General features: G+C 45.5%; 17 protein-coding genes and 1 tRNA gene. 6 read left to right on the top strand and 12 right to left on the bottom strand.

Annotation, left to right across the window (positions count from 1 at the left end; all coding sequences use genetic code 11):
* The first annotated feature begins 401 nt into the window (after nucleotides 1–401).
* The 3 genes from QZ938_RS06940 (at nucleotide 402) to QZ938_RS06950 (ending at nucleotide 2,871) form a co-directional block, all read left to right on the top strand.
* A complete protein-coding gene (locus QZ938_RS06940) occupies nucleotides 402–746 on the top strand; it encodes a hypothetical protein (protein ID WP_293147551.1) in 345 nt (114 codons plus the stop codon).
* Between the two features lie 228 nt (nucleotides 747–974).
* Nucleotides 975–2,321, top strand: coding sequence for a D-alanyl-D-alanine carboxypeptidase (locus QZ938_RS06945; RefSeq protein WP_293348267.1), 1,347 nt, complete (start codon nucleotides 975–977; stop codon nucleotides 2,319–2,321).
* A 133-nt stretch (nucleotides 2,322–2,454) separates the two neighbouring features.
* The gene (locus tag QZ938_RS06950) at nucleotides 2,455–2,871 is read left to right on the top strand and encodes a DUF2809 domain-containing protein (protein ID WP_293147555.1); all 417 of its coding nucleotides are present in this window, start codon (nucleotides 2,455–2,457) and stop codon (nucleotides 2,869–2,871) included.
* A gap of 367 nt (nucleotides 2,872–3,238) precedes the next feature.
* Here QZ938_RS06950 and QZ938_RS06955 read toward each other — a convergent pair whose 3' ends face one another.
* Complete coding sequence (locus QZ938_RS06955; RefSeq protein ID WP_293348264.1) at nucleotides 3,239–4,354, bottom strand: N-acetylmuramoyl-L-alanine amidase-like domain-containing protein; 1,116 nt, start codon at nucleotides 4,352–4,354, stop codon at nucleotides 3,239–3,241.
* A 139-nt stretch (nucleotides 4,355–4,493) separates the two neighbouring features.
* Complete coding sequence (locus tag QZ938_RS06960) at nucleotides 4,494–5,177, bottom strand: hypothetical protein (protein ID WP_293348261.1); 684 nt, start codon at nucleotides 5,175–5,177, stop codon at nucleotides 4,494–4,496.
* Here QZ938_RS06960 and QZ938_RS06965 point away from each other — a divergent pair.
* Nucleotides 5,137–6,186 (top strand): serine hydrolase, encoded by a 1,050-nt coding sequence (locus QZ938_RS06965; protein ID WP_293348258.1) that lies wholly within the window; start codon nucleotides 5,137–5,139, stop codon nucleotides 6,184–6,186. The genes QZ938_RS06960 and QZ938_RS06965 overlap by 41 nt on opposite strands.
* A gap of 344 nt (nucleotides 6,187–6,530) precedes the next feature.
* On the opposite strand, the gene QZ938_RS06970 is transcribed toward QZ938_RS06965, so the two are convergent.
* Nucleotides 6,531–6,602, bottom strand: a tRNA-Gln gene (locus QZ938_RS06970).
* A 101-nt stretch (nucleotides 6,603–6,703) separates the two neighbouring features.
* Entirely contained in the window at nucleotides 6,704–9,487 is a 2,784-nt protein-coding gene (locus QZ938_RS06975; RefSeq protein WP_293348255.1) for a GAF domain-containing protein, read from the bottom strand.
* A gap of 66 nt (nucleotides 9,488–9,553) precedes the next feature.
* Between QZ938_RS06975 and QZ938_RS06980 the strand changes: the two genes are divergently transcribed.
* Both QZ938_RS06980 and QZ938_RS06985 read left to right on the top strand, forming a co-directional pair.
* Nucleotides 9,554–9,736, top strand: a complete 183-nt coding sequence (locus tag QZ938_RS06980) for a hypothetical protein (RefSeq protein WP_293157806.1) — start codon at nucleotides 9,554–9,556, stop codon at nucleotides 9,734–9,736.
* Between the two features lie 622 nt (nucleotides 9,737–10,358).
* Complete coding sequence (locus QZ938_RS06985; RefSeq protein WP_293157809.1) at nucleotides 10,359–10,748, top strand: response regulator; 390 nt, start codon at nucleotides 10,359–10,361, stop codon at nucleotides 10,746–10,748.
* Nucleotides 10,749–10,921: 173 nt separating this feature from the next.
* On the opposite strand, the gene cheB is transcribed toward QZ938_RS06985, so the two are convergent.
* The 8 genes from cheB to QZ938_RS07025 form a co-directional block, all read right to left on the bottom strand.
* Entirely contained in the window at nucleotides 10,922–12,013 is a 1,092-nt protein-coding gene (cheB, locus tag QZ938_RS06990; RefSeq protein WP_293348252.1) for a chemotaxis-specific protein-glutamate methyltransferase CheB, read from the bottom strand.
* Between the two features lie 223 nt (nucleotides 12,014–12,236).
* Nucleotides 12,237–14,729, bottom strand: a complete 2,493-nt coding sequence (locus QZ938_RS06995; RefSeq protein ID WP_293348249.1) for a hybrid sensor histidine kinase/response regulator — start codon at nucleotides 14,727–14,729, stop codon at nucleotides 12,237–12,239.
* 224 nt (nucleotides 14,730–14,953) lie between these two features.
* Nucleotides 14,954–16,837, bottom strand: a complete 1,884-nt coding sequence (locus QZ938_RS07000) for a methyl-accepting chemotaxis protein (protein ID WP_293348246.1) — start codon at nucleotides 16,835–16,837, stop codon at nucleotides 14,954–14,956.
* A gap of 71 nt (nucleotides 16,838–16,908) precedes the next feature.
* Nucleotides 16,909–18,702 (bottom strand): methyl-accepting chemotaxis protein, encoded by a 1,794-nt coding sequence (locus tag QZ938_RS07005; protein WP_293348243.1) that lies wholly within the window; start codon nucleotides 18,700–18,702, stop codon nucleotides 16,909–16,911.
* Between the two features lie 255 nt (nucleotides 18,703–18,957).
* Complete coding sequence (locus QZ938_RS07010; RefSeq protein ID WP_293365400.1) at nucleotides 18,958–20,418, bottom strand: methyl-accepting chemotaxis protein; 1,461 nt, start codon at nucleotides 20,416–20,418, stop codon at nucleotides 18,958–18,960.
* A 239-nt stretch (nucleotides 20,419–20,657) separates the two neighbouring features.
* Nucleotides 20,658–21,776: a chemotaxis protein CheW gene (locus QZ938_RS07015; RefSeq protein ID WP_293348237.1), complete on the bottom strand. Its 1,119-nt coding sequence runs from the start codon at nucleotides 21,774–21,776 to the stop codon at nucleotides 20,658–20,660.
* A gap of 266 nt (nucleotides 21,777–22,042) precedes the next feature.
* Nucleotides 22,043–23,719, bottom strand: coding sequence for a CheR family methyltransferase (locus QZ938_RS07020; RefSeq protein ID WP_293348234.1), 1,677 nt, complete (start codon nucleotides 23,717–23,719; stop codon nucleotides 22,043–22,045).
* Between the two features lie 439 nt (nucleotides 23,720–24,158).
* A complete protein-coding gene (locus tag QZ938_RS07025) occupies nucleotides 24,159–25,937 on the bottom strand; it encodes a R3H domain-containing nucleic acid-binding protein (RefSeq protein WP_293348231.1) in 1,779 nt (592 codons plus the stop codon).
* Between the last annotated feature and the right edge of the window lie 180 nt (nucleotides 25,938–26,117).

Here is a 26,117-nt window from a genome sequence, read left to right on the forward strand (position 1 = left end):
CCAGAAAAACTGCTTTCATGCAAATTTTCATCTTGTGTTGGTACAGTCGTTTAGCTGTACCTCCCGCTTCGCGTATCTTTATGATGTGGCCGTGCCACTTCCAGACCGTCCCGGTCTACCTCGTTGTCATTAATTTCTGCAATTAGTCCTAATCCACTATAACCGGGTTTAATTGGGCTTGTCCCAGCCCACGAGGTCGCTGTGAGGCTCGCCAAACCCGTCCCAAAGACTTGCCGTGAGGACTCAGCGCCACCCCTGGGGCGATCGCACTTGAGTTGATAAGTAGAATAGGTGGGGAAAAATTTCACAGTAGGCAGAATAGTGATCTGAGACCTTTAAATCTAGCTTTAAACATACTACACTGATATTACAGATATGTCCACCCGTCACGGAGAAAAATTATGCATACCCTACCTAGAACCTCAACCACCGAAATGGAAGTCACCAGCATTCGATTGGAAAGAGAGCTCAAGGAGAGATTGAAAGAGCTTGCTGGGAATCAAGGCTATCAAGCTTTGATTCGAGATTTGCTCTGGAATTACGTCCAGCAGAAGTCTGGAGAGTATCGTCAGATGTTTTGTCGATCGGATATTCGAGCCAGCATTAACGCCACAGCACAGCAGGAAGAACGCTGCGCGCTTACAGGAGAGTTGATTCGAGTTAATGAGCCGATGTTATTAGGCCTGACGATGCACGGCGAAATGGTACCCCTGAGTATGGGGAGTATGGGCAGTATAGCTGGATAAACCAGTTTTCCCTTGAATTTGCGATTGCGATCGGCCTGGGGTGAGAACCCCAGGCGCTGAAGATAAAACCCGAAGCATTTCCAAGATATCTATATTTAACGAACCGCGAAGACGCGTTAGGCGAAGCCGCGCATAAGCGCTAGCGCGCGAAGGAAGAGCGCAGAAGGAAGAGGCGCGAGCTAATGCTAAACTTTCCATCGGGTATGCCGAAAGACGATCGTAAATTTGATGGAAAAAATGAAGGTAATGCTGAAAAACCGCTACTTGACTGCTGTAAGCTCGATCGGCCTTCTCGCAATTATCACCGGATGCGCCGCTACCGAATCACCCCAAGTTACAACTCCCTCTCCTTCTCCTGTAGCCGAATCTTCCCCGCCGCCAGTTAAACCAAATCAGCCGTTAACAGTCTCTGTCAACAATCCCGAAACCGCCACAAATACCAAAATCCAGCAATATCTCAACGGATTGACGGCCCAAGGTTCTGCCAAAGAAGACCAAGGAATCTGGATGCAATCGGGCAATACATTACTCGCCAATCATCAAGGTACAGTTCCTCTGTCAGCCGCTTCCATTACCAAAGTAGCAACATCTCTGGTAGCCCTCCAACAATTCGGGCCGGAACATCAATTTATCACCGAAATTAGTACCAACGGCACCATCAAAGACGGTGTATTAAAAGGCGATTTAGTGATTGAGGGCAGTGAAGATCCGTTGTTTGTGTGGGAAGAGGCGATCGGCCTCGGTAACATCTTAAATAAAAAAGGCATCAAACGAGTCACCGGCACTTTAATTATTGTCGGTAAATTTTACATGAACTTTGAATTAAATCCCCTCAAATCAGGAGAATTGCTCAAACAAGCATTGAACAGTGAAATCTGGCCCAGCGAAGCCGCCGCCCAGTATCAAACACTTCCTCCCAATACACCGAAGCCCCAAATATTAATTGATGGTAATGTCAAAGTTTTGCCAGCACGTCCCAGCGCCGTACCGTTAGCCAAACATTATTCTTTACCCCTCGCCGAACTGATCAAAAAAATGAATCAGTACAGCAACAATCTCATGGCAGATATGCTAGCTGATACTGTCGGTGGCGCCAAAACAGTCGCGCAAAAAGCAGCAGCAGCAACCGGAGTTCCTTCCGCCGAAATTCAACTCGTCAACGGTTCCGGATTGAGCGACGACAATCGCATTTCTCCTAGGGCTGCCTGCGGGTTATTTATCGCTTTAGAACGCTACCTGCAACCTTACAACATGACAGTTGCTGATGTCTTAACTGTAGTTGGCAAAGATAAAGGAATCTTGTCAGAACGGGCGCTGCCAAAGCTAGCAGTAGTCAAATCTGGCACGTTGGATAATGTTAGCGCTTTGGGCGGAGCGCTACCCACTCAAAAACAAGAAACCGTGTGGTTTGTGATTATGAATCGAGGGGCAAATGTCGAGGCATTTCGCACTCAGCAAGAGGTTTTGCTGAAAAGCTTTTTGACTGAATGGGGAAGCGTTCAAGTTGCACCGCCCGAATTAACACCAAATCCTGCTAGAAGCAGTAAGGTATCTCGCAGCGAACTTGTTCTATAACACCAGATTTGATGAATAATATTATGTTCGATTCTTGGCGAACAGCCAATAGTTGCCACGGTGCGTCAGCACAGAGATTTTCAATGGTATCTAAAATCGTGCCAACTGACGCACCTTACTACTAATACTTAAAATGGCATCACCTTTTAATCGCGCGCATCGCTTTTTCAACTATCGAGTTGCTCTTTTATTGACTATCATCCCTATTTTGATTGTCGGTTTAAGCAGCGAATTCTATTCGGGGCCGGGGCGAGAGTTTTTTAACGATTATTTTGGTGATTTTCTCTACCAAATTTTCTTAATTCTGCTAATTGTTTTCATGTTTCCCCAAATTTCTCCGACTAAAATTGCCTGGGGAGTTTTTATTTTTAACTGTCTCATTGAATTTAGCCAACTGTGGAAACCTCCTTTTTTGGAAGCTATTCGCGCTACATTATTTGGGCGTTTATTTCTGGGTAGTGGCTTTTCGGGGGAGGATTTTATTGGCTATATTTTGGGATGTACTTTGGGGTGGATTTTGGTGGTAGGGCTGAAGGGAAAATTGAGATGATCTGCTTTTTTGTCAAACCTCGATCTGGTTTGTAGTGAGGACTTTAGTCCGCATTCATCAATGACTGAACTCATCACTACAATCTGGTTTGTAGTGAGGACTTTAGTCCGCATAAAGAAGGACTGAACTCATCACTACAATCTGGTTTGTAGTGAGGACTTTAGTCCGCATTCATCAATGACTGAACTCATCACTACAATCTGGTTTGTAGTGAGGACTTTAGTCCGCATAAAGAAGGACTGAACTCATCACTACAATCTGGTTTGTAGTGAGGACTTTAGTCCGCATAAAGAAGGACTGAACTCATCACTACAATCTGGTTTGTAGTGAGGACTTTAGTCCGCATAAAGAAGGACTGAAGTCCTCACTACGAACGAATTGGATTAGGTGTTTTTGCTCTAGCAACTACAATACCGATCGCACTTTCGACTCTGCTAATATATCTGTGCAAGTCGTAAGCAACTGTCACAGCCCCAGCCGGCGAAGCGTGAATTAAGCCGAGATTCCCGTCTGCATTCCTGTACACAAAACCCGTGTGGGTGACATCCAATCCTTTAACATCCGTGGCTACTGCCACAATATCCCCAGGCTTTAACTGGGAATAAATACTTTTGATCCGATTTGTCGGGATGTAATTAACCGTAGTTTTGGCTAATTCTGCTTCTTGGCTGACTATGCACTGATAAGTTGCTTCATCTTTTGCCATTTGCGGGTAACTGCTGCGGTGCTGGCTCATGAAATTTAGTGTTTTATTCATCGGCACTCCGCCCAACTGAGCGGTAATGTTTTCTACGGTTTGCCGTTTTTGATTGTCTTTAATCCATTCTGAAAAATAGTGCAGGCGGCTGCAATAACCGTTCATTTTACCGTTTAAATACCGCTGTTCTTCTATGCGATTTACAAAATTTTGATATTCGTAATCTTTGACTGCTACGCCTCTGGAAATAGCCAAAACAGTCTCTACAAACAAAACGCAATCAAATTTATTCAACGTTACGATCAACTTTTCTTCGCCGGATTTGTCCAGCAAACCCTCGACGTAGGGCTTTCCTAGGAAGTTATCGCCGATCGCCTGGATGATTTGTCCGATCGGGCGATCGGGCAAATTTTCCTGTTTGGCATACTGTACAATCTTTTCAAAACGTGCTATGTCTTCGGGTAGTATAGCGGTTTCTCTGGCCGTATTTTCTGAGTCTGGTCGTCTCGCCAAGACTTCCAGCAATTGGGAATAGGGAATTTCAGGTATGTTGTTCAAGTCCTGAAACAGCCTGAGGAAACTAGAAACACTTTGCTTGTTTTTGGGTTCCCGATTTTCGCTGTCTCCGATCGACTCAGCCGCTACATCCGGGCCGCGTGCTTCTGTTTGTCGATCGACAACAGCAACAGCAGGTTGAGACTGCAATGCCCAAAAATCAGGTATCAAATAATTATTCACCCAGGCGATCGCAAATCCCAAAACAGCCAGACTCCAAAAATTTCTCATGTTTTTCTAGGGATTTTGCTTCAACTGAGTGCTATCCTGAAACCTTTATAATTATTAGAACTCTCAATCAGCCTAACCGCTAGATGAAATTTACGAGAGCGGACTAGATCGACAGCCTTGTCATTTGGACGCCCCCCTATTATAAACTGATCGTGCGAGTTTGATACCACAACACTGTAATGCAAGTAGACCGCCGACGCCGCCCAATCGAACCCCAACGTCCGATCCAACCCAGACGCCACAGCAGCGAGCGTCCAGTCCAATCCCGACGCGCAAGCAGCGATCGCCCAGTCAAACCCCAACGTCCTATCCAATCCCGACGCCCAATCGGCGATCGTCCAATCTGGCTCCAACGCCTCATCTCGCTCCAACGACTCATCTGGCTCCAAAGCTCAATCTGGCTCCAACGCCTCATCTTGCTCCAACGCCCAATCTGGCTCCAAATCTCAATCTGGTTCCAACGTCTCATCACCGATCGTCCAGTCGCGCCCCGACGCCAAACTAGCGATCGTCCAGTGGAGCCTCGACGCCAAATTACCGATCGTCCAGTCCAACCCCGACGCGTCATCACCGATCGTCCAGTTGAGCCCCGACGCCAAACTAGCGATCGTCCAACGCCATCTCGTCGGCAAATCAGCGATCGTCCAGTTGAACCCCGACGCCTGATTACCGATCGCCCAACGCCATCTCGCCGGCGACTGAGGGCAAAATTGTCTCGGCTCAAATACCGCAACATTTTGTGTTTAATTGCGGGGGCGATCGCATTTTTTTGGCTCCTGACAATGCCCTTCAGAACTCGCCGCGCCCCAGAGCCACCCGTCATATTGTCTCAAGAGGCTATCTCGCCACCGACAATTCCAACATCCCAAAATGTAGTCGATAGTCAAAGCGATCCTACCTTCACCTACAACATCAAAACACCTCCCAATCCAGTTTATTCTCAAGAATTGCAAGGGATTGTTGATGAAGCTGTGAACATTGCCACCAGCAAAGGATTGCCAGCAGACAAGCTATCAATTAGCTTATTTGATGTTAGCAATCCCCAAAATCATACCTTCGCCGGATATCAAAATCAAACTCTCAGATTTCCTGCTAGCGTTGCCAAGTTATTTTGGATGGCAGCCTTTTACTCAGCCATAGAAAAAGGCATAATTACGGAAAGAGAATCTGCATTTAAAAACGACCTAGAACAAATGATTCGCATCTCCAACAACGATTCTGCCAGCAGGATTTTAGACAAACTCACCGATACAAAATCCGGCGGACGGCTCGGAGGAGAAGAGTTGCAAACATGGCTGCAAAAGCGCAGGCAAATTAACACTTTTTTCCAGTCAGCAGGCTACAATGATATTCGTATAAGCACCAAAAATTATCCCATATACTATTTAAGGCAAGAAGGCCCAGTCGGTCGCGATTTGCAATTGCGGGGCGATGATTCTCAGCCGATTCGCAATCAAGTAACTACTGACCAAGCCGGCAGATTAATATATGAAATCTATACTAGGCAGGCGGTTTCTAGCCTCGCCAGCCGCAAAATGGCTTACTTGCTGACGAGAGATTTAGACCCTAAGGCATGGAAAAATGACCCTAGCAACTCAATACAAGGATTTCTCGGCGAATCTTTGCCAACTAATATTTATTTTGGTTCCAAAGTTGGCTATACCTCTCGTTCCCGCAGCGAAGCGGCATTTGTCAGAACTTTGGACGATCGCGCGATTTATATCTTAGTCGTTTTCGCAGACGATGTGGCTTATGCCAAGGACGAAACAGCATTTCCGGCAATTTCTCGACAGGTATTCGATCGATTAAATGCTCGCGAACCCAGCAATTAGCAGCGATCGGATGTGCGAACAACTACAATCAAAGATAAGATCGGACGGCGGTTGAAACCGCGTCTATACAAACGATGTCCGCCTCTGCGGACTAAGAGAGAATAAGTTCAACAGTTGACAGTTGACAGTTGACAGTTGACAGTTTGAAAGCGACCTCTACCTAGAAGGAAGAGGATTGGAGTAATGAATAGTCTGATTTTAATTTCTCCCTCAAAGGGAGAGGCTTTCAACCAATTCTTTCTGGTAATTTTAACTACCCACTCTTCAACCCGCTTGGAGTGGGTTTTGCCTGTGTAGACGCGGTTTCAACCGCCCTTTCATCAAAAATATTAAAAACTATTTAACTGGGGCGAAAGGATTCGAACCTCTGAATGGCTGGACCAAAACCAGCTGCCTTACCACTTGGCGACGCCCCAACGTCTTAACCTTTATCATATTAACACTCAAACACCAGAATCTGTCAAGCACTTTGACAAGAAAGTTTAAAAAATGTTTGCCAAACCGATCGCCCGCCAGTTTATTCTTTGACAACAGCCCGTTGAGACAGCGGGATTTCAATCCAAAACTCCGCTCCCTGTCCGGGTTCTGAGATACACTTCAAACTGCCGCCGTGTTTTTCCACCACAATCTGGTAGCTAATGGACAAGCCGAGTCCCGTGCCTTTGCCCACTGGTTTAGTGGTAAAGAAAGGGTCAAACAAGCACAATTTAGCTTTTTGGGTCAATCCCGGCCCGCTGTCGCGAATCCGAATCACCACAAGTTTACCGAGAGACTTTCGTGACTCACCTCGATCCGAGTCTTGGGACACCACCGCCGTCGAGATTTCGATCGTCTTGGGTGCGGGCTGATTTTCCAAGGAGTCGATCGCATTTCCCAAAATATTCATAAATACTTGGTTGAGCTGACCGGCATAGCATTCTACCTTGGGCAAGTCGCCGTAGTCTTTAATTACCTGAATTCCCGGTATCGGCCCGTTTGACTTCAAGCGGCTGTGCAAAATCAGCAGCGTGCTGTCAATCCCTTCGTGAATGTCCACCGGCTTCTTCTCGGCTTCGTCGTGCCGCGCGAAGTTCCGCAGGGATAGGACGATTTGCCGGATGCGTTCGGCTCCCATCTCCATCGAAGACAGAATTTTCAGCAAATCTGGCACTACGAAATCCACATCAATTTCTTCGCTTTTGTCGAGAATTTCCTCGCAAGGTTCGGGGTAGTGCTTTTGATACAAGCGCAGCAAATCCAGCAGATCTTTCATGTACTGCTCGCAATAAGTCAAGTTGCCGTAAATAAAATTAACCGGATTGTTAATTTCGTGGGCGACGCCGGCAACCATTTGACCGAGAGAGGACATTTTTTCGTTTTGAATGAGCTGAGCTTCTTTTTGCTGCAAACTCTGCAAAGTTTCAGTCAGTTGTCGGGCTTGAGTTTCTGCTGCTAAGGCTGCCGCCCGAGTTTGGGCGTAAAGTTCGGCTTGGTCGATCGCGATCGCCAGTTGATCCACCACCGCTTGCAGCAATTCCACTTCGCTGGCCGCCCAGGAACGGCTGCTGTAATGATTGCAAACTATCGCCCCCATTTGACCGGAGTGAGTCTTGAGCGGTAGCAGCAGCTTAGAAACAATCCCGACACTCCTTAAAAAAGCTCGCGTGGCGGAGTCTATGCAGGCTGCTGTGGCAGTGTCGCCGATGCGAAGCGTTTGGCGATCGCGAATTTTCTCGGCTAGTAGCGTTACTTGTGCGATCGGGTAATCGGCGAGTCGCTCTTGCTGTTCGGGATTTGCCGCCTCGTGGGTAATCGCAAAACTCGGCTGCCCCTGCCGCGATACTGAATACCACAAAAAGTAGCACTGGTCAACCTGCAACAAGCTGTGAATTTCATTAACAGCCGTATCTAAAATTTTGTCGAGGTCTAAAGAATTCCGCATCTGACTGGCGAGGCCAAACAGCAGACTTTCCCGGCGGCTCAACAATTCTTCTCGGGCCTTGACACGATCGATCGCCACGCCAATGGCATTAGCCATCCACCCCAGAACTTCTAGCGCCCCCTCCGTGGCAGCGGCGCTGCTGCATACAGCCATCACTCCCACCAGTCGTTCCTCCACAATCAGGGGATAGGCAATGACCCAGAGGGACTGATTCGACAGCAAGCACAGAGGAGCCGTTTCGAGTTTTCCCGTTTCTTCTCGCAGCCAATCTTCTATTAGCCGTTCCCAATCTTGGCTGCTGACTCCTGAATCGGCCTGCAATTCTAACCGCTCTATCTGCGGGTTGAACGTCCAGATGCTGGCTGCTGTGGCGTCGAGATGGTCTACCATTGCGTCGGTGCAGCGGTTGAGGGTGGCCGGTATTGTCCCGCCTTGTCCGAGAGCTGCACCAACTTTAGCTTGCAGCATTGCCAAGCGCGATCGCTCGTGTAGCAAGTCTGCCATTGATTGCCGCTCGGTCGCTATTTCAGGAATTTGTTTGGGATCGCGATCGCGCCTCATGCCCGCTGAAGTTTCCCGCAACTCCTGAGATTTGCCTGTTTCGAGCACCGACAGCTTTTTTGTTGGGAATATTCTTGTGTCCTTCTCTGAAGTCTGTACTGCCCAGAAAAACTCCTGGTTCGATCGGGCTAACTCCGAGATTTGCTGGCCCTGTGAAGCGATATCTTCTACCTCTGCCACCTCTTTCTGGGCTTTGACTAATTGCCACCGCAGCTCCACCAAACTCGCAACTTGCCGAGTTAAAATCTCTATACCATCAATCGTATTTTTTGTCAAGTCTTTAGATACGGAATCCATGACACAGATCGCGCCCAGCATCTGCCCATCTGAGGTGACGACTGGGATGCTAGCGTAAAATTTGATGAAGGGGTAGGAAACAACTAGCGGGTGCTGAGCAAATCGCACGTCTGTGGAAGCATCTCGGACAACGATGGCAGGCGGTTTATTGCAGGAATTTGTCAAGGGTGCGATCGCTTCTGCCGCAGCAACCGCAGGTTTTTGTAGGGGAATGTCCCGGTCAAATTCCGAGTTAGAGTTGGAACTCGCGCCCAACTGTGCGGGAATTTGACCGGTATAGCAGCGATCGCAAAAATTCAGGTAACGGTGTGCCAAACTTCGATCGATACCCAACTGCGACTTCAACCAGTGGCCCGAGGCATCAATCAAACTCAAAAAAGCAATAGGAGTTCCGCTCATCCTGGCGGCCAAGCCTACCAAATCGTCAAAGCAAGCCTCTGGATCGGAACCCAGAAGTTGATACAAGTCGGTGCGATCGAGATCGAACACTGTTTTACCAAGAGGCAAGGGTGCTTTCATCATGTATAAGTGCCCATCTAGTTGCTGGCAACCGCCCTAATCAATACTGACCGAGGAGAAAAACGAGCTATGAATTTTGTCCCGGGAGACTGCGATCGCAAGTCGAGCGCAGGCTGCTGGCGCCAAACTCAGACCAACCTCTTGACTGACATGGAAACTTTTGAGTTATGGGAGTTAGAGTACCGCAGCTCTAATACTGTAGAAATTATACTTCGAGTTGACTATGCTTTTGATGTGCCAGAGGCTGGGTGAATCTAAGAGCCTCCGTGGGGACGAAGCACCCTTCAAAAATCTATGGCGGATAGCTTACAGAGAATTTCTTAATAAGTTTAATAGTATTTTAACAGACAGATCTAATCGTGGGTAGCAGGCTTGCTGGTAGATTAAAATAATTGGTTTGTGTCACAATACCAGTACGGTTTACCGGGCTGTTGCACAGGCAACTCAACAAAAGTTAGGAGAGCGACTACACAAACACCGAAAATGTTAAACTTTGTAACAATAGTTGTTCAAACTCCACCATCAAGGGTTTGACGGTTGAGATGCAGATTTTGCAACTGTTGTCATCGCCGATCGACCCCTCGGGCAATCTGTTTTTTCGAGTTTGAGGTCAAAAAAACAGGGGTGAAGTTTCTGCTAATGCTCCAACGGAGTTGGGCACTATTTATCCGAAGGCACTCTCGAAAAATGACCCACCCAAAAACCGATACTTGCTTGCCGACAATTTTGAGGGTCGAGATCGCAATTTTAGACTCAAGTTCAAGCTCCCAGATTCATCTGGAACAGTCAATCTAAAATCTAAAATCTACAATCGACTGACGGCGGGAATTATGTTTTCTATTTTCAAGAACTATAAATAAACCGGGAGAAGAATATGTCTGCAACTAGCAGTCAAGTACCAACTATTTTGGCAGTTGATGATAGCGTCGTCATGCAAGGACTGGTCAAACAAGCCTTAAGCAAAGAGTTTCGAGTTCTCGTGACAGACAATGCAGTTGATGCTTTGTCAACAATTTATCACGAACAAATTTCGGTTTTGTTGCTCGATGTTTCGATGCCTGGGATTGACGGATTGGAGCTCTGCCGCACGGTGCGAAGCTTACCTCAGTTTCAGAATTTGCCGATCGTGATGCTGACAGCCAGAGATGGAGCATTTGATAAAGTACAGGGGCGTTTGGCAGGAGCAACCGAGTATTTAACTAAGCCCTTTGATGCTGACAAGTTGCGCGAAGTAATTGGTAAGTTTATCAATATCAAATCATAAAAGAAGACTCGGCGGTTGAAACCGCGTCTATACAAGCAAAACCCGCCTCCGCGGGTTGAAGATCAGACCGTTTAAATTACGTTTTATGTTATTCTATTCAGTCGGCGTCCGGCGGACATCGTTTGTATAGAAGGGGTTTGAACCGCCGTCTGCATCTAGATTCTCCCTAACTCCTAAACTTTTAATTTTGCCAACAGCAGAGGAGCGATCGCACTGACGGGTAAAACGTGCTGGACTGCACCCAGGGCGATCGCCTCTTTCGGCATTCCAAACACAACACAACTAGCCTCATTTTGAGCAATAGTCAAACCGCCGGCTCGGGCGATCGCCAACATACCCTCAGCACCATCTCGCCCCATTCCTGTTAGCAACACTCCCGCAGCCCCGCGACCATAAAAACTAGCAACTGACTTAAATGTTACCGTTACAGAGGGGCAATGTCCCGCTTCACTAGCAGCTTCAGAATAAATAAAACGCCCTTGAGCATCCAATTCTAAATGACGTTTTTCTGGCGGGAAATAAACAATTCCAGCTTGCGGCCATTCCCCAAAACCCGCTATTTTCACCGGCAGTTTAGATTCAAAACCCAACCAGTCAACCAATCCTTGCAAAAATCCTTCACTGATATGCTGGATGCAAATCACCGGTACTGGCAAATTAGCCGGAAACTTGGAAATAATCGAGTGTAGCGCTTGCGGCCCGCCTGTAGACGCGCCAACAGCCAATAACTTAATAGTATGAGAATTGAGATTTTTGCTAGATAATTGGTAATTATGAATTGGTAATTGATAATTTTTTTTGCTTGGGCGATGCTCGGCTGTTTCGATTCCTCCAAGCCTTTGATGTCGCGTAAATACTTTAACTCCCGACAACACTTTAACTTTAGCGATTAATTCATTCCCCAAGCGATCGTAATCAGACGCCAACCCGCCAATGGGTTTCGGAAAAATATCTAATGCACCTGCTTTCATTAATTCAAATACATTTTGAGTATCCTTTGCTTGTACAGAAGCACTAATTATTAAAATTGGTCGCGGGTATTTTTTCATCACTTCCCGCGTGAACTCTAACCCGTTCATTTGTGCCATATTCAAATCCGTACAGATGACTTCCGGTTGAAGTTTCGGGATTAATTCTAGGGCTTCTAACCCGTTAGAAGCCGTTCCGACAACCTGGATTTCTGGCGAAGCATCCAAAATGCGCTTGAGAACGATCGTAGCTACTGGGGAATCTTCTACTAACAATACTTTAATGGGCGACAACATCAGTTATTTTAGGTAATTGGCAATTGGGAATGGGGCATGGGGCATAGGGAATGGGGCATGGGGCAAACAGGGCATGGGGCATGGGGCATGGGGCATGGGGCATGGGGCAAACAGGGCATTGGCAATTGCTAATTGGTAGTAAATAACAAATAACAAATAACCAATAACCAATAACCAATAACCAATAACTAATAACTAATTACCAACAACCAATAACTAACAATTAAACTAACCTTTTTAAAGTCTCGATTAATACATCTTGATTGAAAGTACCTTTAGGAATATAAGCATTAGCGCCAGCATCAGCCCCTCTTTTTCTATCTTCATCAGACGCCAAAGATGTCACCAAAATAATCGGCAACTCACTGTATTCTTTTTGCTGACGAATTTTAGCAGTCAGTCCCAAACCGTCCAAATTAGGCATTTGTACGTCAGAAATCAGAGCATCAAAATAGCGAGTTTTTAATTTATTGAAAGCATCCAACCCGTCCACTGCTGTCACCACTTCATAACCTGCACCTTCCAGAATGCGCTTTTCTTGAGTGCGGGTAGCGATCGAATCTTCTGCTAAAAGTATAACTTGTTTTCGGCTGACTGTCTCAATTGGCGATCGGGCACCCCCAACCCCACCCAACAAAACTTGCTTGCGTACAGATTTTATCAAATCGTGGGGATTGAGCACCATACAAACTTCCCCCGTCCCCAGAATCGTTGCACCAGAAACGTTTCGCACCCGTTTCAGCAATTGACTTTGAGGTTTAATCACCACATCCTGTTCGTCAATCAAAGCATCTATAAATAATCCCAATCTTTCCTCCCCAACTTTCAAAACAATACAAGGCATTTTCCGAGAATTATGATTCACCGATTCTACCTCTGTATTTCTCTTGAATTCTCTCCAAGTTTCCTGTCTCCACTCCCGATTATTGTGCAACCAATCTGTATCATTTAATTCTAGTAAATCTGCCAAATAAGCAACTGACAAAGGCTGAGAGTCTAAAATCACCGTCGCCTTGCTTTCGAGAGAAAAAACATCCGAAGAGCGGACTAATATTGCAGTTTCAATAAACTCGACTGGCAGCGCATAAGCAATGCCATTAACCGCTAATATTAATACATTAGCAGTAGCTAAAGACGTACTTAGTTGCAGGCGAAAAGTGCATCCTTTTCCGAGATCTGATTCAACTTGAATGCGACCTTTTAATGCTTCAACATTAGTCCTAACTACATCCAAACCTACCCCTCTTCCAGAGATTTCAGTAACAAATGTTCTGGTTGAAAAACCCGCAGCAAAAATCAGCGATTGAATTTGGCTTTCTGTCATCACCGCCAGTTCTTCCGGCGTGCAGATGTTGCGTTTGACAGCAGTTTGTTTGATGCGATCGAGATTCAGCCCCCGACCATCATCAGCAACTTCAATAATAATATTGCTAGCAGTATGGTAGCCTTTAATTCGGAGAGTAGCTGCGGGATGCTTGCCGAGCTTTTCGCGTTCGGCTGGCGTCTCAATTCCGTGATCTATCGCATTCCGAATCAGGTGCATTAAAGGGTCTTTCATTTCTTCTAGAATGCGTTTGTCAGCTCGAGTTTCCCCACCTTCAATGACTAATTTAACCTCTTTCCCTTCCCGCTTAGCCAAGTCTCTAACTGCTCGTGGAAATAGATTAAAAATAGTAGACAAAGGCAGCAGTCTGAGAGTGCGAATTCCTGATTCCAACTCTTCCGCAATTAATTCGAGTCTTGCAGTATCTTCATCAACTCGATTTTTCAATCTATTTACTAGAGTTCCCAGACGTTCTAAACGTTCTTCTGTACGCTGGTAATAATTCTGTAACTGCATGATGAGGGCATTTTGTTGAAAAGCATTTTTGTCGGATTCTATCTGATGAAAAGCCAACCGATTCATAAAAGCTTCTCTGCTCCAACTTTCCCACAAATTTGTCAGTTTTTCGATATCAGCAAGTCGGTGTACTAACCGAGTTTTTGTAACAGTAAGTTCACCAGCTTGAGTCATTAAATCGTCTAAATTTTGGGTGGCAACGCGAATTGTTTCGATGCGGTAAGACGAAATTGAAGAACTGCTAACAGCGGGTTGGGAAGCCGATGCAGCAGCGGGGGCAGAAGCCCCAGGCAAGTTGTGAGATTGCAGCAACAATTCTTGCTCGGATTGTAGAGTCGAAAAAGAATAATTTTTATCTAAATTAGCGGCGGAATAAGTTTCACTATTTGTTTCGGGTTCCGCAGCAGACGAATCAATAAGTTGCGTTTGTATAAATTCTTCTTCTGGTACGTTTGAAGATTCTGGATCTGCTATGGGGAGGGCGGGCAGGGGCTTGTTAGAAGCACCCATCATGCTGGCGAGCACGTAAAAGGTATTGACACCGGAATCTTGACCAGTCACGGCTTCGTCAACGAGTTTGCGGATGGCGTCTAAACCTTGCGAAAGTCGATCGCTAATTTCTGAAGTTAGTTGAGTCTCTCCCCGCTTGACACCTCCCAAAATATGCTCTATTTGATGAGCTAAAGATGCTACATTTTTTACCGCCAACATCCCAGCATCGCCTTTAAGAGAATGAGTTTCCCGCAGCAATTCTTCTAACTTAGCTGAGTCCCCCGGATGTTGTTCCAAGTACAGCAATCCATCGTCTAGTTTCTGCAAGTGTTCTTCACTAGCAATTTTAAATACATCTCGAAGTTCTTCATCTTCAATTATCATAGGTGTTTTTGGGGAATTGGTCATTGGTCATTGGGCATTGGGCATTGGCCAAACAGGGCATTGGGAAGAAGGCCAAACAGGGCATTGGGCATTGGTAATTGGTCATTGGGAAGAAGGCCAAACAGGGCATTGGGCATTGGTAATTGGTCATTGGTAATTGGTAATTAGTAATTGGTAATTCTATCCTTGACATCCGTGATACAATCCGTTTTTGAGCTTCACTCTTAAACTATAGACTTAAGATTTAAAGCAGCTTCATTAAGTTTTTGAGTACCTACTTTGACTTGAGTAATGCCGCTAATAGTTTGAGATGCAGTGCGGTTGAGAGAATTCATTTCATCACCTACTTGCCCGATCGCGATCGCCTGCTGTTTAATATTGAAAGAAATTTGTTGATTGCTAGCAAACACCAGATTGCAAGCTTCCCGAACCCCCGTAAAAGCCTCTGCTGTATCCTGCGCTGTTTTCACCCCTGCCGCGACTGTTTTGCGGCTTTCTTCCGTTGCTTTCACCGTCGAGTCGATCGCTCCCTTAATTTCTGGAATAATACCATTAATCTTTTGCGCCGCTTGTTGGCTTTCATCTGCTAATTTACGGATCTCGCTGGCTACCACCGCAAAACCTTTACCATACTCACCAGCCCTGACAGCTTCCACAGCCGCGTTAAGAGCCAGCATATTTGTCTGAGTGGCTAAATCGCTAACTAAATTTGCCAAAGTCGAGATATTGCCAATCTGACTTGTGCTATCCCCCAGGCGCTGATTTTGCTGAGAAATTGCCGCCACAGCTTGTCTAAGACTCAGCATTTGATTGAGAGTTTCTTCAACTTTTTGAGTTCCTTCTTGCGCGAGGATTAAAGCTTGGCGAGCAGCGACGGCAACAGCCTCAGCTTGCTCGGCTGTCTCCCGAGAAGATATGCCCAATTGTTCTAAGGTTGCAGTTGTTTCATTGACTGAGAGAAATTGCTGACCGACGACTTGCTCCTGCTCATTCATATTAGATAATATTTGCATAGAGAATGACGATATTTGATAGATTAATCCTCGAATCAGCTTAATTAGTTGTCGCAGCACCAAAAATCCTAATCCCAGAACAGTACCCAGGGACAATACAGCAATAATAGTAGCTATTTTTTTTAAAACAAAAATAGAAGCAAACAGCGAATATTTAGGTGCTTGATTCACAATCACTATAAATTTGTTATTGTTTTCTTTACTAAGAAAGACTGTATCATAGCTAATCACTCGATCGCCGAGGTCAATATTGCCTTTGCCACCAGAAAGTATTTGTGTCACCACCTCTGCCACATAATCTTTTTGGACATTTTCATTCGTTTTTTTTTCATAACCCCATTCTTTTTTAGAAGTGGGATGGTAGATGTAGCTACCATCTTGATTTAACATAAAACCTTTCTCTGAATTATCATGATTCATGTTTTTAACTATATCAATCAGATTCTTGCCCAAAGAATTGGCAATCAAAATGCCTTTTCTTTCTCCTTTGGTATTAAAAACAGGAGTGGCATGACGAATGGTTGGCTTGTAAGGAATTTCTATTTTACCGCGCTCCTGATTGAGATTGAATTGAGACACATAAATTTCGCCCGGTTTTAGCTTCATAGTTAAGTAAAAGTAATCCCTATGAGCCTGATTTTGTAGTTCTGAAGTTGGAACTATTTTGAGCGTTTGGCCGTCAGAATTTACGCGCACGAGTTCGTTGCCATTCTCATCTATATAACGCAATTGCATATAAGATTGCTTAATTGCCATCATTGATGCAAATGTGATTTGCATTCGATCGACCCAATTTTGATAAGTTGAATTAGTTTCTTTGTCTGCTCCATTTCCATCTCTAGCTCTAATTATTCCTTGAAGAGCAGGAGATTTGCTGAAGAATAAAACATCGTAACTGATATTTTCTAGTTTGTTGACAATTTGCTCTCCGCTGGAGGTGACACTTTCAGTAAGATTAGTTAAGGCTAAGGTTTGGAGTGCTGCTTCGGAAGAGGAAATTCCATACCAGCCAACAAGAGATACTGGAATCAAGGTACTTAAAATTAAAAGCAGTAGCAGTCGGTTTTGAATTTTTTGGAAAAATTTATTAATCATGGGTAATTGGTAATTGGTAATCGATAATCGATAATCGATAATCAGTAATAAATAAATCTTACTTCCTTCAACTACACTGCTGATTTGAGATTTTGGGCTGCTTGGTTTAGTTGAGCAATGCCGAGTTTGACTTGAGAAATACCGGAGGCAGTTTCCTGAGTAGCGAGGTGAAGAGAGTTGACGGATTCAACTACATCCTGAATGGCGATTGCCTGGTTTTTCGATGTAACGGAAATTTGTTTGCTGTTTGCTGCAATGCGCTCGATCGCCCGGGCTACCCCAGCAAATGCGTCTGCGGTTTTTCGGGCAATTTTTACTCCATTTTCTACAGTTTTTGTGCCGTCATCCGTCGCTGTTGCTGTCGAAGTAATGGCTTTCTGGATCTCTGCAACTAAAGCATTGATATTGCTAGCAGATTCCTTGCTGCGATCGGCTAATTTGCGAATCTCGCTAGCAACAACAGCAAATCCTTTACCGCTTTCACCGGCTCTTACTGCTTCGACAGCAGCGTTAAGGGCGAGCATATTTGTTTGGTTGGCTAAATCGCTGACTAAACTGGATATATTGCCAATGCGATCGGTTTGCTCGCTCAAACGTAAAATTTGTTTTTGAATTTCTCCGACATTTTCTGTCAAAGTTGCCATTTCTTTCAAGGTATTGTCTACTGCTTGACTGCCTCCTGCTGCAAGTTTCAGGGCTTGGGCTGCCCCGAAAGCAGCAGCTTCGGCTTCCGAGGCACAAGCTTTGCTTGATTCGCTCAATTCGTTCATTGTAGTCGCAGTGCGATCGACAGCAGATAGTTGTTGGCTGGCGATGCGCTTCTGCTGTTCGATGGTGACAGCAATTTGGGAGGAAGAAGAGGCGATCGCCCGTACAATGTGATTAACCGAGCGAGTAGTTCGACTCGCTAAAAAAATTGCGATCGCGCTAACAACAGCAGCAGTGAACCCAACTCCTGCGATCAAAGTATACAGTAACTCGTGTTGGGGAGCAAATACATTTTTGGTATCGTTAGCAATAATCACGCTCCAACCTAATTCTGGCAGTTCTTTTGATGTTTCAATAGGAGCATAAGTAAGCAATTGCTCAGCTCCATCAATGCGATCAAAATCTATGGCACTGTCAATCTTTCTGTTGGCTTGCATTTTGGCAAAAACACTAAAGTCTGAGCCTGCATCTCTGCTTACCTGTTCACTTTCTGTTGCTGAAAAAAACTTGCCCGTGCCATCAATTAAATGGTATTCCTCTTTTTTTAATGTCTCCGAGTCTCGGGTTAATTGCTCTTGGTTTTGCTGATAATTACGATCTAAATAAGTTGTAGGTGTGCGACTTATGATGACGGCGATAGTTTTTTCTGTATTGAGTTCTATAATCGGCGCCGCAGCAAAAATGGCGTATTTACCATTAACAAATGACTTTTGGGGCTGGGCAACTATAGGACGATTGGTTTTAATTACTTGCTGAAAATAGTCGTATTTGCCGATACCTGTAACTTCTTCTCCGCTCGATTGCAAAATAGTATTACCCTGGAGATCTGCGACTGCAATACTGTCGTAGCCATCTCCTGGTGTTAGATATTTATCTAACACAGCTTGTTTTTGACTGGTTGATGTGGTTTGGCTGACTCGCGGGTCGTTCAGTATACTTAGATTAGCCATATCCTCAACTTCATGATAGCGTTCTAATATCAAGTTTTTGACGTGATTTGCAGTAGCGATCGCCCGTGATTCTTGGTACTTAATTATGTACTCAGTCAGGTGTTCGCTGGCAAATACATACGTCATCGTCCCTGTCAATATAACTGGGATGGTACTGAGGGCGATCGCAAAAATAATAGCTTTAATTCTTAAAGACCATTTTTTCATTTTTTTGCTCGTAAGGGATAAGTTATATAAATTTCCGCTGTAATGGGAATCATGTTGACTGTGGACTATTAACTGTTAACTGTTGAGAGCTTAAACAATACTGATGCAACCGGAAACAATATTATGCCATTTTAGATTTTAGATCTTAGATTTGGGATTTGGGATTTTAAAATAGGGAATGACCGATCGTTATCGGGGCTTGGTTTTTGCCTAGAATTGCATTTTTTAGCTAAAGTATCAGAACTTATAACTATGCTAAACAACTGCTTTTAAATCTAAAGCCGCTTCGTTCAATTTTTGAGTGCCAACTTTAGTTTGAGTGATACCGCAAGCTGTTTGTGCTGCTGCTTGATTTAGAGAGTTCATCGCTTCCACCACTTGTTCGATCGCGATTGCTTGCTGTTTGGCATTCAGGGAAATTTGCTGAGAGCTCAAGACTACGTTGTTAATGGCATCAGCTACTCCGGCAAAGGCTGCGGCCGTTTCCTCTGCAATATTGACGCCAGATTCCACCGTTTTAGTTCCTTCGTCTGTCACCATGACTGTTGAGTTAATGGCGCGCTGAATGTCGGCGACTAAGAGATTTATTTGTGCGGCAGATTTTTTACTGCGATCGGCAAGTTTGCGAATTTCTGACGCGACAACGCCGAACCCCTTGCCGTGTTCGCCGGCTCGGACTGCTTCCACCGCAGCATTTAGTGCTAACATATTAGTCTGATTTGCTAAGTCGCTGACTACGGTTGAGATATTGCCAATGCGATCGGTTTGCTCGCTCAACTGCATAATTTGTCCTTGCATATCCTGCACTTTTGTTTTCAGTATTGCCATTGCTTCTAAGGTTTGTTCCACAGCTTTTGTACCGCCACCAGCTAAAGTTAAAGCTTGCATTGCTTGACTTGCGGCAGTTTCTATCTGCTGTGAAGTCGCCCTAGAAGATGCACCCAATTCGTCCATTGTGGTAGTAGTTTCATTGACTGAAACTGCTTGCTGGCTTGCCATTCGTTCCTGTTCTTCAACTGTGGCGGCAATCTGGGCGGAGGAACTGGCGATCGAACTAATTGCGCGATCGATAGTTCCAGCAATTCCTGACGAAATCAGCCAAGCAACAGTGGCGCCAAGCAGCACTAACAGTATCGAACCAAACACCAGCGTCGATACCAAAAAGCTTAAAGCTGTCTTTGTGATTTGCGTTTCTTTCTTAATCATTTTTAATTCGCTTTCCCGAAATTCCCGGTTCAATTGCACAAATTCATTCACAAATTTGGTATACTTGCCTGTATTAAATATAGCAAGACCTTCGGCTGTCTGATTTTGCTGAACTAAGCGAACTATTTCGTTAGAACCATCATAATATCCATTGACCAGATCCAGCATTCTCTGCAAGCGAGCTTTCTGTTCGGGATTTTTAACGATCGGTTCTACATTAATCGCTGACTGGCGAGCCAACTCTGCACCTGTTTTAAAATCGCTTAAAAACTGCTGATTTTTATTAACTAAATAGCCGCGCAGCCCCCGTACCATTTGCTCCGTACCTACGGACATATTACTTGTTTCTCCAATCACATTTTCTACTCTTTCCACTTCTTTGAAAGTCTCAAAAACCTGACTTGTAGTAACGAGGACTAAGACTGGCAACCCTAAATAAATAGCTGCTGGCGCTAGATATCCGACGAGCATCTTGTTTCTAATGTTTAATTTTTTAATTGATAAAAACATATTTTTGGGTTAATTTAAGATAGTATTTGCGTTACTAAGGTTGCGATCCTGCGATAGTGGTTGGGAGTCCGGCGTTGGCAACGGAAATGGGCCAGCCACTTCTGGGAGCGATGCTGCCGAGTGACAGTAGAAAATAGTATCATAGCAAATTCTGTTCTCTTGCTCTATTTTCTTTAGTTTCGGGTGGCGCTGACATGGTTTTTGCAGGTGGGACTCCGATTTAGCTGTAAAATCTTTCTTCAAACCTCCTCATCAACAGCAACTCCTCCTTTTGTTAAGAGTTTCTGCAAGTTCAGAACAGCGATAAGTTTTTCCTCGTAAAAAGCGGTGCCTCGAAGATATTCGCGGTTTGCCGAATTTAGTGCAGCAGGAATAGTCGCAATCTCTGCCACATTTAAATGTATAATATCTAAGATTTCGTCAACGACTATACCGGCGACCAAATCTTCAATTTCAACAACGATCGCCTTTGATAGAGATTTTGTGTCGGCTGACATATTTAAAACATTCCGAATGTCCACTAGGGTGAGAATCTCGCCCCGCAAATTCATATTGCCAATAATGCGATCGGGAGTGCAAGGAATTGGAGTTACTTGGCGAATGTCAGTGAATTCGCGCACTACACCTAGGTTAATACCAAAGTATTCGCTGTTTAAAACAACTACAGCCAGGGATATATCAATTGCTGCGGAATTTTCGCGATCGCCCTGCTGCCTCAAATTCTGAGCCCTATCTCGAAAAATCGCCTTTTCTTGGGCTGTAGCATTCGGACAAAAAACGTGAATTTTGGCCAAAACTTTAGTATCTTCCACTAACAATTTTGGCTCTATTTCTAACTGCAAATTGGCGGTTTCTAGGTTTCCGGCTGCGGCCGAAAGTCCTGCATCGCTTGCAGGCACTGGGATTTGGGCTTCTGTTTTGTCGGGAGAATATCGAATTAGCCGATCGAGATCCAGCAGCATAATCATATCGGCCCCGCAGCGGGCAAATCCAGCTAAAAAATGATGGGGGGCTTCTGGGTTGTCTCGCCCGTAAGATAGCTGGGGAGTTATGGCATCTGCGGGGATCTGCTTAACTTCGTTAACTCGATTGACAATGATGGCAAGTCGAATTTCTTGCCATTCTATGACGATCGCACTATCCGTCACAGAATACTCCTGGAAAACGTAGCCAAAACGGAGATTTAGATCCATTACGGGCAGAATGGATCCCCTGAGATCGATCGCCCCAACAATATCTTCAGGCGCTTCGGCGATCGGTGTCAACTCCGGGAGAAAGAAAATTTCTCTAACGCAGCCGACTTCTACGCCGCACAGCAAACCGTTATGTTCAAATATAAGATACGGCTTAGTTTCCATATTGATTCTGACACTTTATCTAGATAAGACCAATTTAATGTGAAGTTGCATATATCTCGATCCCCCTAAATCCCCCTGATTGTTGGGGGACTTTGAGCGGAATCTTGTCCCCCCCTTATTAAGGGGGGTTAGGGGGGATCGGATTCGGGAGCAGCCTCATGAAAAATTGGTATAAGACTTGCGAAAAACACATGGTTTGTGCGATCGGATTCGGTTTGGCAGCGACACACCCACAAAAAACCGGGTTTTGAGATTTTCCCAGTGCGTCAGTTTTTTTGGCTGTACAATTTTACCAATTTTTTTTGAACATCAATCAATACTTGACTCGCTGTCATTTTTCCCTGTTGCTCGATCGGAGTATTGGGCGGCAGTTGTTTGAGAATATCGCAAGATGACTTGTACATTGTAATAGCTATATTTAGCTTACCTTCTTTATGGTATATATTCCCAAGTTCTAGATAAGCTGAAACAAAAGATGGGCAAAGATAAATAACTTTTCTTAAATATATTTTAGCGGTTTCCAAGTCGTCCTGTTCTTCAGCAATCTGAGCTTGCAAATAATAAGGAAATACTGACATAGTATCTAGCTTGCTAGCTCGCTTGCAGTATTCTACCGCCTGAGAATACTGACCTAAATTTGCATAAATTTGAGCGAGCAAATAATCAGCATCAAAATTTTTAGATTGCAGGTGGAGCGCCTGTTTTGCTTTAGCAATTGCCTCAACATAAGCTTTATTTTTAAAACAAGCTTTTGCCTCTAATACAAGCATCTGGGGCGTTTTGCTATCAGCTTTTTCGGCTGGGATTTGTGGGGGCAAACTAGATATCTTCTTGTTGACCCGATCGCCCTCTACATAGCGACTTCGCAGCATCTTTCCCAGCCCGGTACCTGCTGTTAACAGCGACAGCGACCCGACATCCGCAAAATTGCCGTTAGCAAAACTAGCTGGCACCGTTTCCCCTTTCCTCGGTAGCAACTGACCGCTATGATCGCCCAATTCCAATTTGTTTCCCGATTCCCCAAACGCCGATTTTGTTTTAGATTCTGGTACAATCAAAGACTTTCTTTTACCTGGTTCCTCCTCTAGGACATTCTTGGCTTGATAAACAACCGACTCCGGGAAACTCTTTGGTTGAAAATCGTCGATCGCGTGACTGTGAATTTCAGCGTGACCAGTCATTAAATATCCTCCAGGTCTTAGCGTTTTGGCAAACTTTTTCAATACCTGTGAAATATACTGAGCTTCAAAATAAACAAAAACATTTCGGCATAAAATCAAATCCATGTTATGAAGATCTGTGTAAATATTCGGAAAATTATCTGTCACTAAATTCACAGATCTAAAGCTGACAAATTCGCGCAAGTTCTTGTCTATTTCCCAATCGGTTTTCCGCTGAGAGAAATATCGATTTTGCAGTTCCGGGTCAACTAAGCGAAAAGACCAAGGGCTATAAATTCCTCGCTGGGCTTTTTCTATTGCTGCTTGATTGATATCAGTACCTAAAATTAAAATTTTCCATTTGTCCCAATCGGGAATTAGTTGGTTTAAAATAATAAGTAAAGAATAAGGTTCTTCGCCAGTCGAGCAGCCGGCACTCCAGATTCGCAGTCTTGGCTTAATTCCCAATGTCTCGTGCAATTTTATTTTGCGTGCGATCAATTCCGGCAAAATCACTTTTTCTAGGAGCGAAAACTGTCCTTTGTCGCGCATGAAATAACTTTCGTTGGTTGTCAGCAGCAAGGCTAGTTCCCGCCATTCATTTTGACTTTTTGGACTCGAAGCCACTAAGATTTGATAATATTTGTCGGGAAAGGCTATTTTTAAAGCTTTCATTCGAGTCAAAATTTTTCGAGAGAAACCCGATCGATCTTGCGGGCGAATTTGTAAACCCGTGTGAGCGGCAATTAATTCAATAAATAGCTGAATTTCTGCATCATTCATGTCAACTCTGGTAAATATAGCCTTTCTCAAAAAAATAAGGTACTCACGGGCATAGGGCATCGGGCATCGGGCATTGGGCATTGGGCATTGGACATACCTCACCACGCTTGAGAACCGCTATATGTTTATTTATGATCTGTTATTATGGGGGGTTGGGAATTGGGAATTGGGAATTGGGAATTTGCCCGATCGCACTTACAGAAAATTTTACCAACAGAGATAATATTATATCCGGTCGGTATAGTAGAAGATTGGGGTCTACGTAGTGTACCACGCTACAAGAATCATGGTTAATTGACGCCACTTGAGATCCAAGGCAAAAGGTAGAAAACAGACAGCAGTATGAAAAAAATCGGCCGTTTGCCTTCTACCTGCTGCCTTCAAGGGGTAAGGTGCGCCCGCGCACCCTACATGATGCCGATTCTAGATCTAGGGCTGTTCACGCTGGAAAAATCCGCAGGCGGCGGTTTGGTTCTTCCCCAAAACTGTGGGATTTCAGGTGATAGTGTTCCACAAGTTCGTGCTGCATTTTGCGGACATTGGGAGAACGGGGTAAGAGTTCCACCGGCTGTCCCTTGGGAATGACAATTTGCTCGACGGCCAAGCGGGTTTCTTCAAGAGCTTCGAGTTCGTCAGAAGTACCGCTGCGGGCGAATAAGGCGAGGTCTGCCACTTCCGGGGTGCCCGGGTCGTCCATGTCCAACAGGCGCCGCAAAGCTCTCGCTACGTGGGGAATCGTTCCAGCTTTGATTGTGTGCAGGGGAACTTGGCGAGTTTTGGCCAAGTGCCTCAATTTTGACTGGTTCCGCACGTTCGATCGCAAAGCCAACACCACGTCAGCACTTTCAATATCCTTAGTCAACTGCACTGGCAGGTTCAGGGTGGAAATCACCTGTTCGAGCTGGTGGCGAGCTATGCCGTAAGGATAAACGTGGAGGGGCAAATCTTCGCCGTTAGGGCCGACATTCTGGGAATAACGACCCCGCTGCTGCGGTACAGGTTCCACGGACAGGGATTCTTCCAGGAGTTGCTCGAAATACCGAGTCTCAGGAAGTACCGGCGCGCTGTTAGCAGCAGCGAATTTCTCGCCTTGAGGGGGCATCGGCACCATTTTCCCGGCACTCCGCCACCCAGAAATCGGCGTGACTGGCCGCATTGCTGATACCGCAGCGGGGCCTGAGGCGGAAGCTGAGATCCCTGGGAACCGGGCGGGGGGAGATGCTGATTCCCGCTCGATAATTACTTCTCCGCTGTCGCTGACGCTTCTGATTTGCTGGTTCGGTTCGCGTCCCCGCAGCAGGCTGTCGATCGAATCTGAGACTCGTTCGTGGATTACCCAGCGCTGGCGTTCGAGCATTTCGATCGCAATTTCAAAAGTTGGCGGTGATTTGCGCTCCAAAACTGTCTTTTGAGAACCGCGGCGCCGGGCCTCGTCATCTCCCAGCGTCACCGCTTGGATGCCCCCAATTAAGTCGGCCAGAGTCGGATTTTTCATCAAGTTTTCGATCCGGTTCCCGTGGGCGGTACCGACCAATTGCACGCCCCTTTCCGCGATCGTCCGAGCGGCCAAAGCTTCTAATTCCGTACCGATTTCGTCAATCACGATCACTTCCGGCATATGGTTTTCCACTGCTTCGATCATGACTTGGTGCTGGAGTTCGGGACGGGAAACTTGCATTCTGCGAGCTCTGCCGATCGCCGGATGCGGGATATCTCCATCTCCAGCAATTTCGTTGGAGGTGTCGATGATTACCACCCGTTTTTCCAAGTCATCGGCGAGCACGCGGGCGATTTCCCGCAAAGCCGTAGTTTTGCCAACTCCGGGGCGGCCGAGCATCAAAATTGATTGACCGGTTTCCACTAAATCGCGGATAATGCCGATCGTCCCGAACACAGCGCGGCCCACCCTCAAAGTCAAGCCGATAATCTCGCCGCTGCGGTTGCGAAGGGCGCTAATTCGGTGCAGGGTTTGCTCGATACCGGCTCGATTGTCGCCGCCGAAGTTGCCGACTCGATCGATACAATAGCTAAGGTCTGCTTTGGAAACTGGTGTTTGGGAAAGAGGTTCGGCCAAGGATGGAAAACGAGCTTCTGGTAGGCGGCCCAAATCCATCACAACCTCAATGAGATTGTTGCGCTGCGGGTGCTGCTCTAAGGGCTGCCGGATCTCATCTGGCACGATGTCTAATAGTCTGCTGAGGTCGTCTGTAATCTGCATTCGCCTCGGTGTGTTCGGTTCAGTGGACAGTGGACAGTGGACAGTGGACAGTGGACAGTGGACAGTGGACAGTGGACAGTTGACAGTTGACAGTTCGCGGATTGCGCGTGGGGTTATAAACCCGGTTTCTACGAGTTTTGCGAACTGGAACGAGAAATATACTAAGAAACCGGGTTTCAC

Source organism: Microcoleus sp. CAWBG27 (genome assembly GCF_020883145.1).
GTDB lineage: Bacteria > Cyanobacteriota > Cyanobacteriia > Cyanobacteriales > Microcoleaceae > Microcoleus.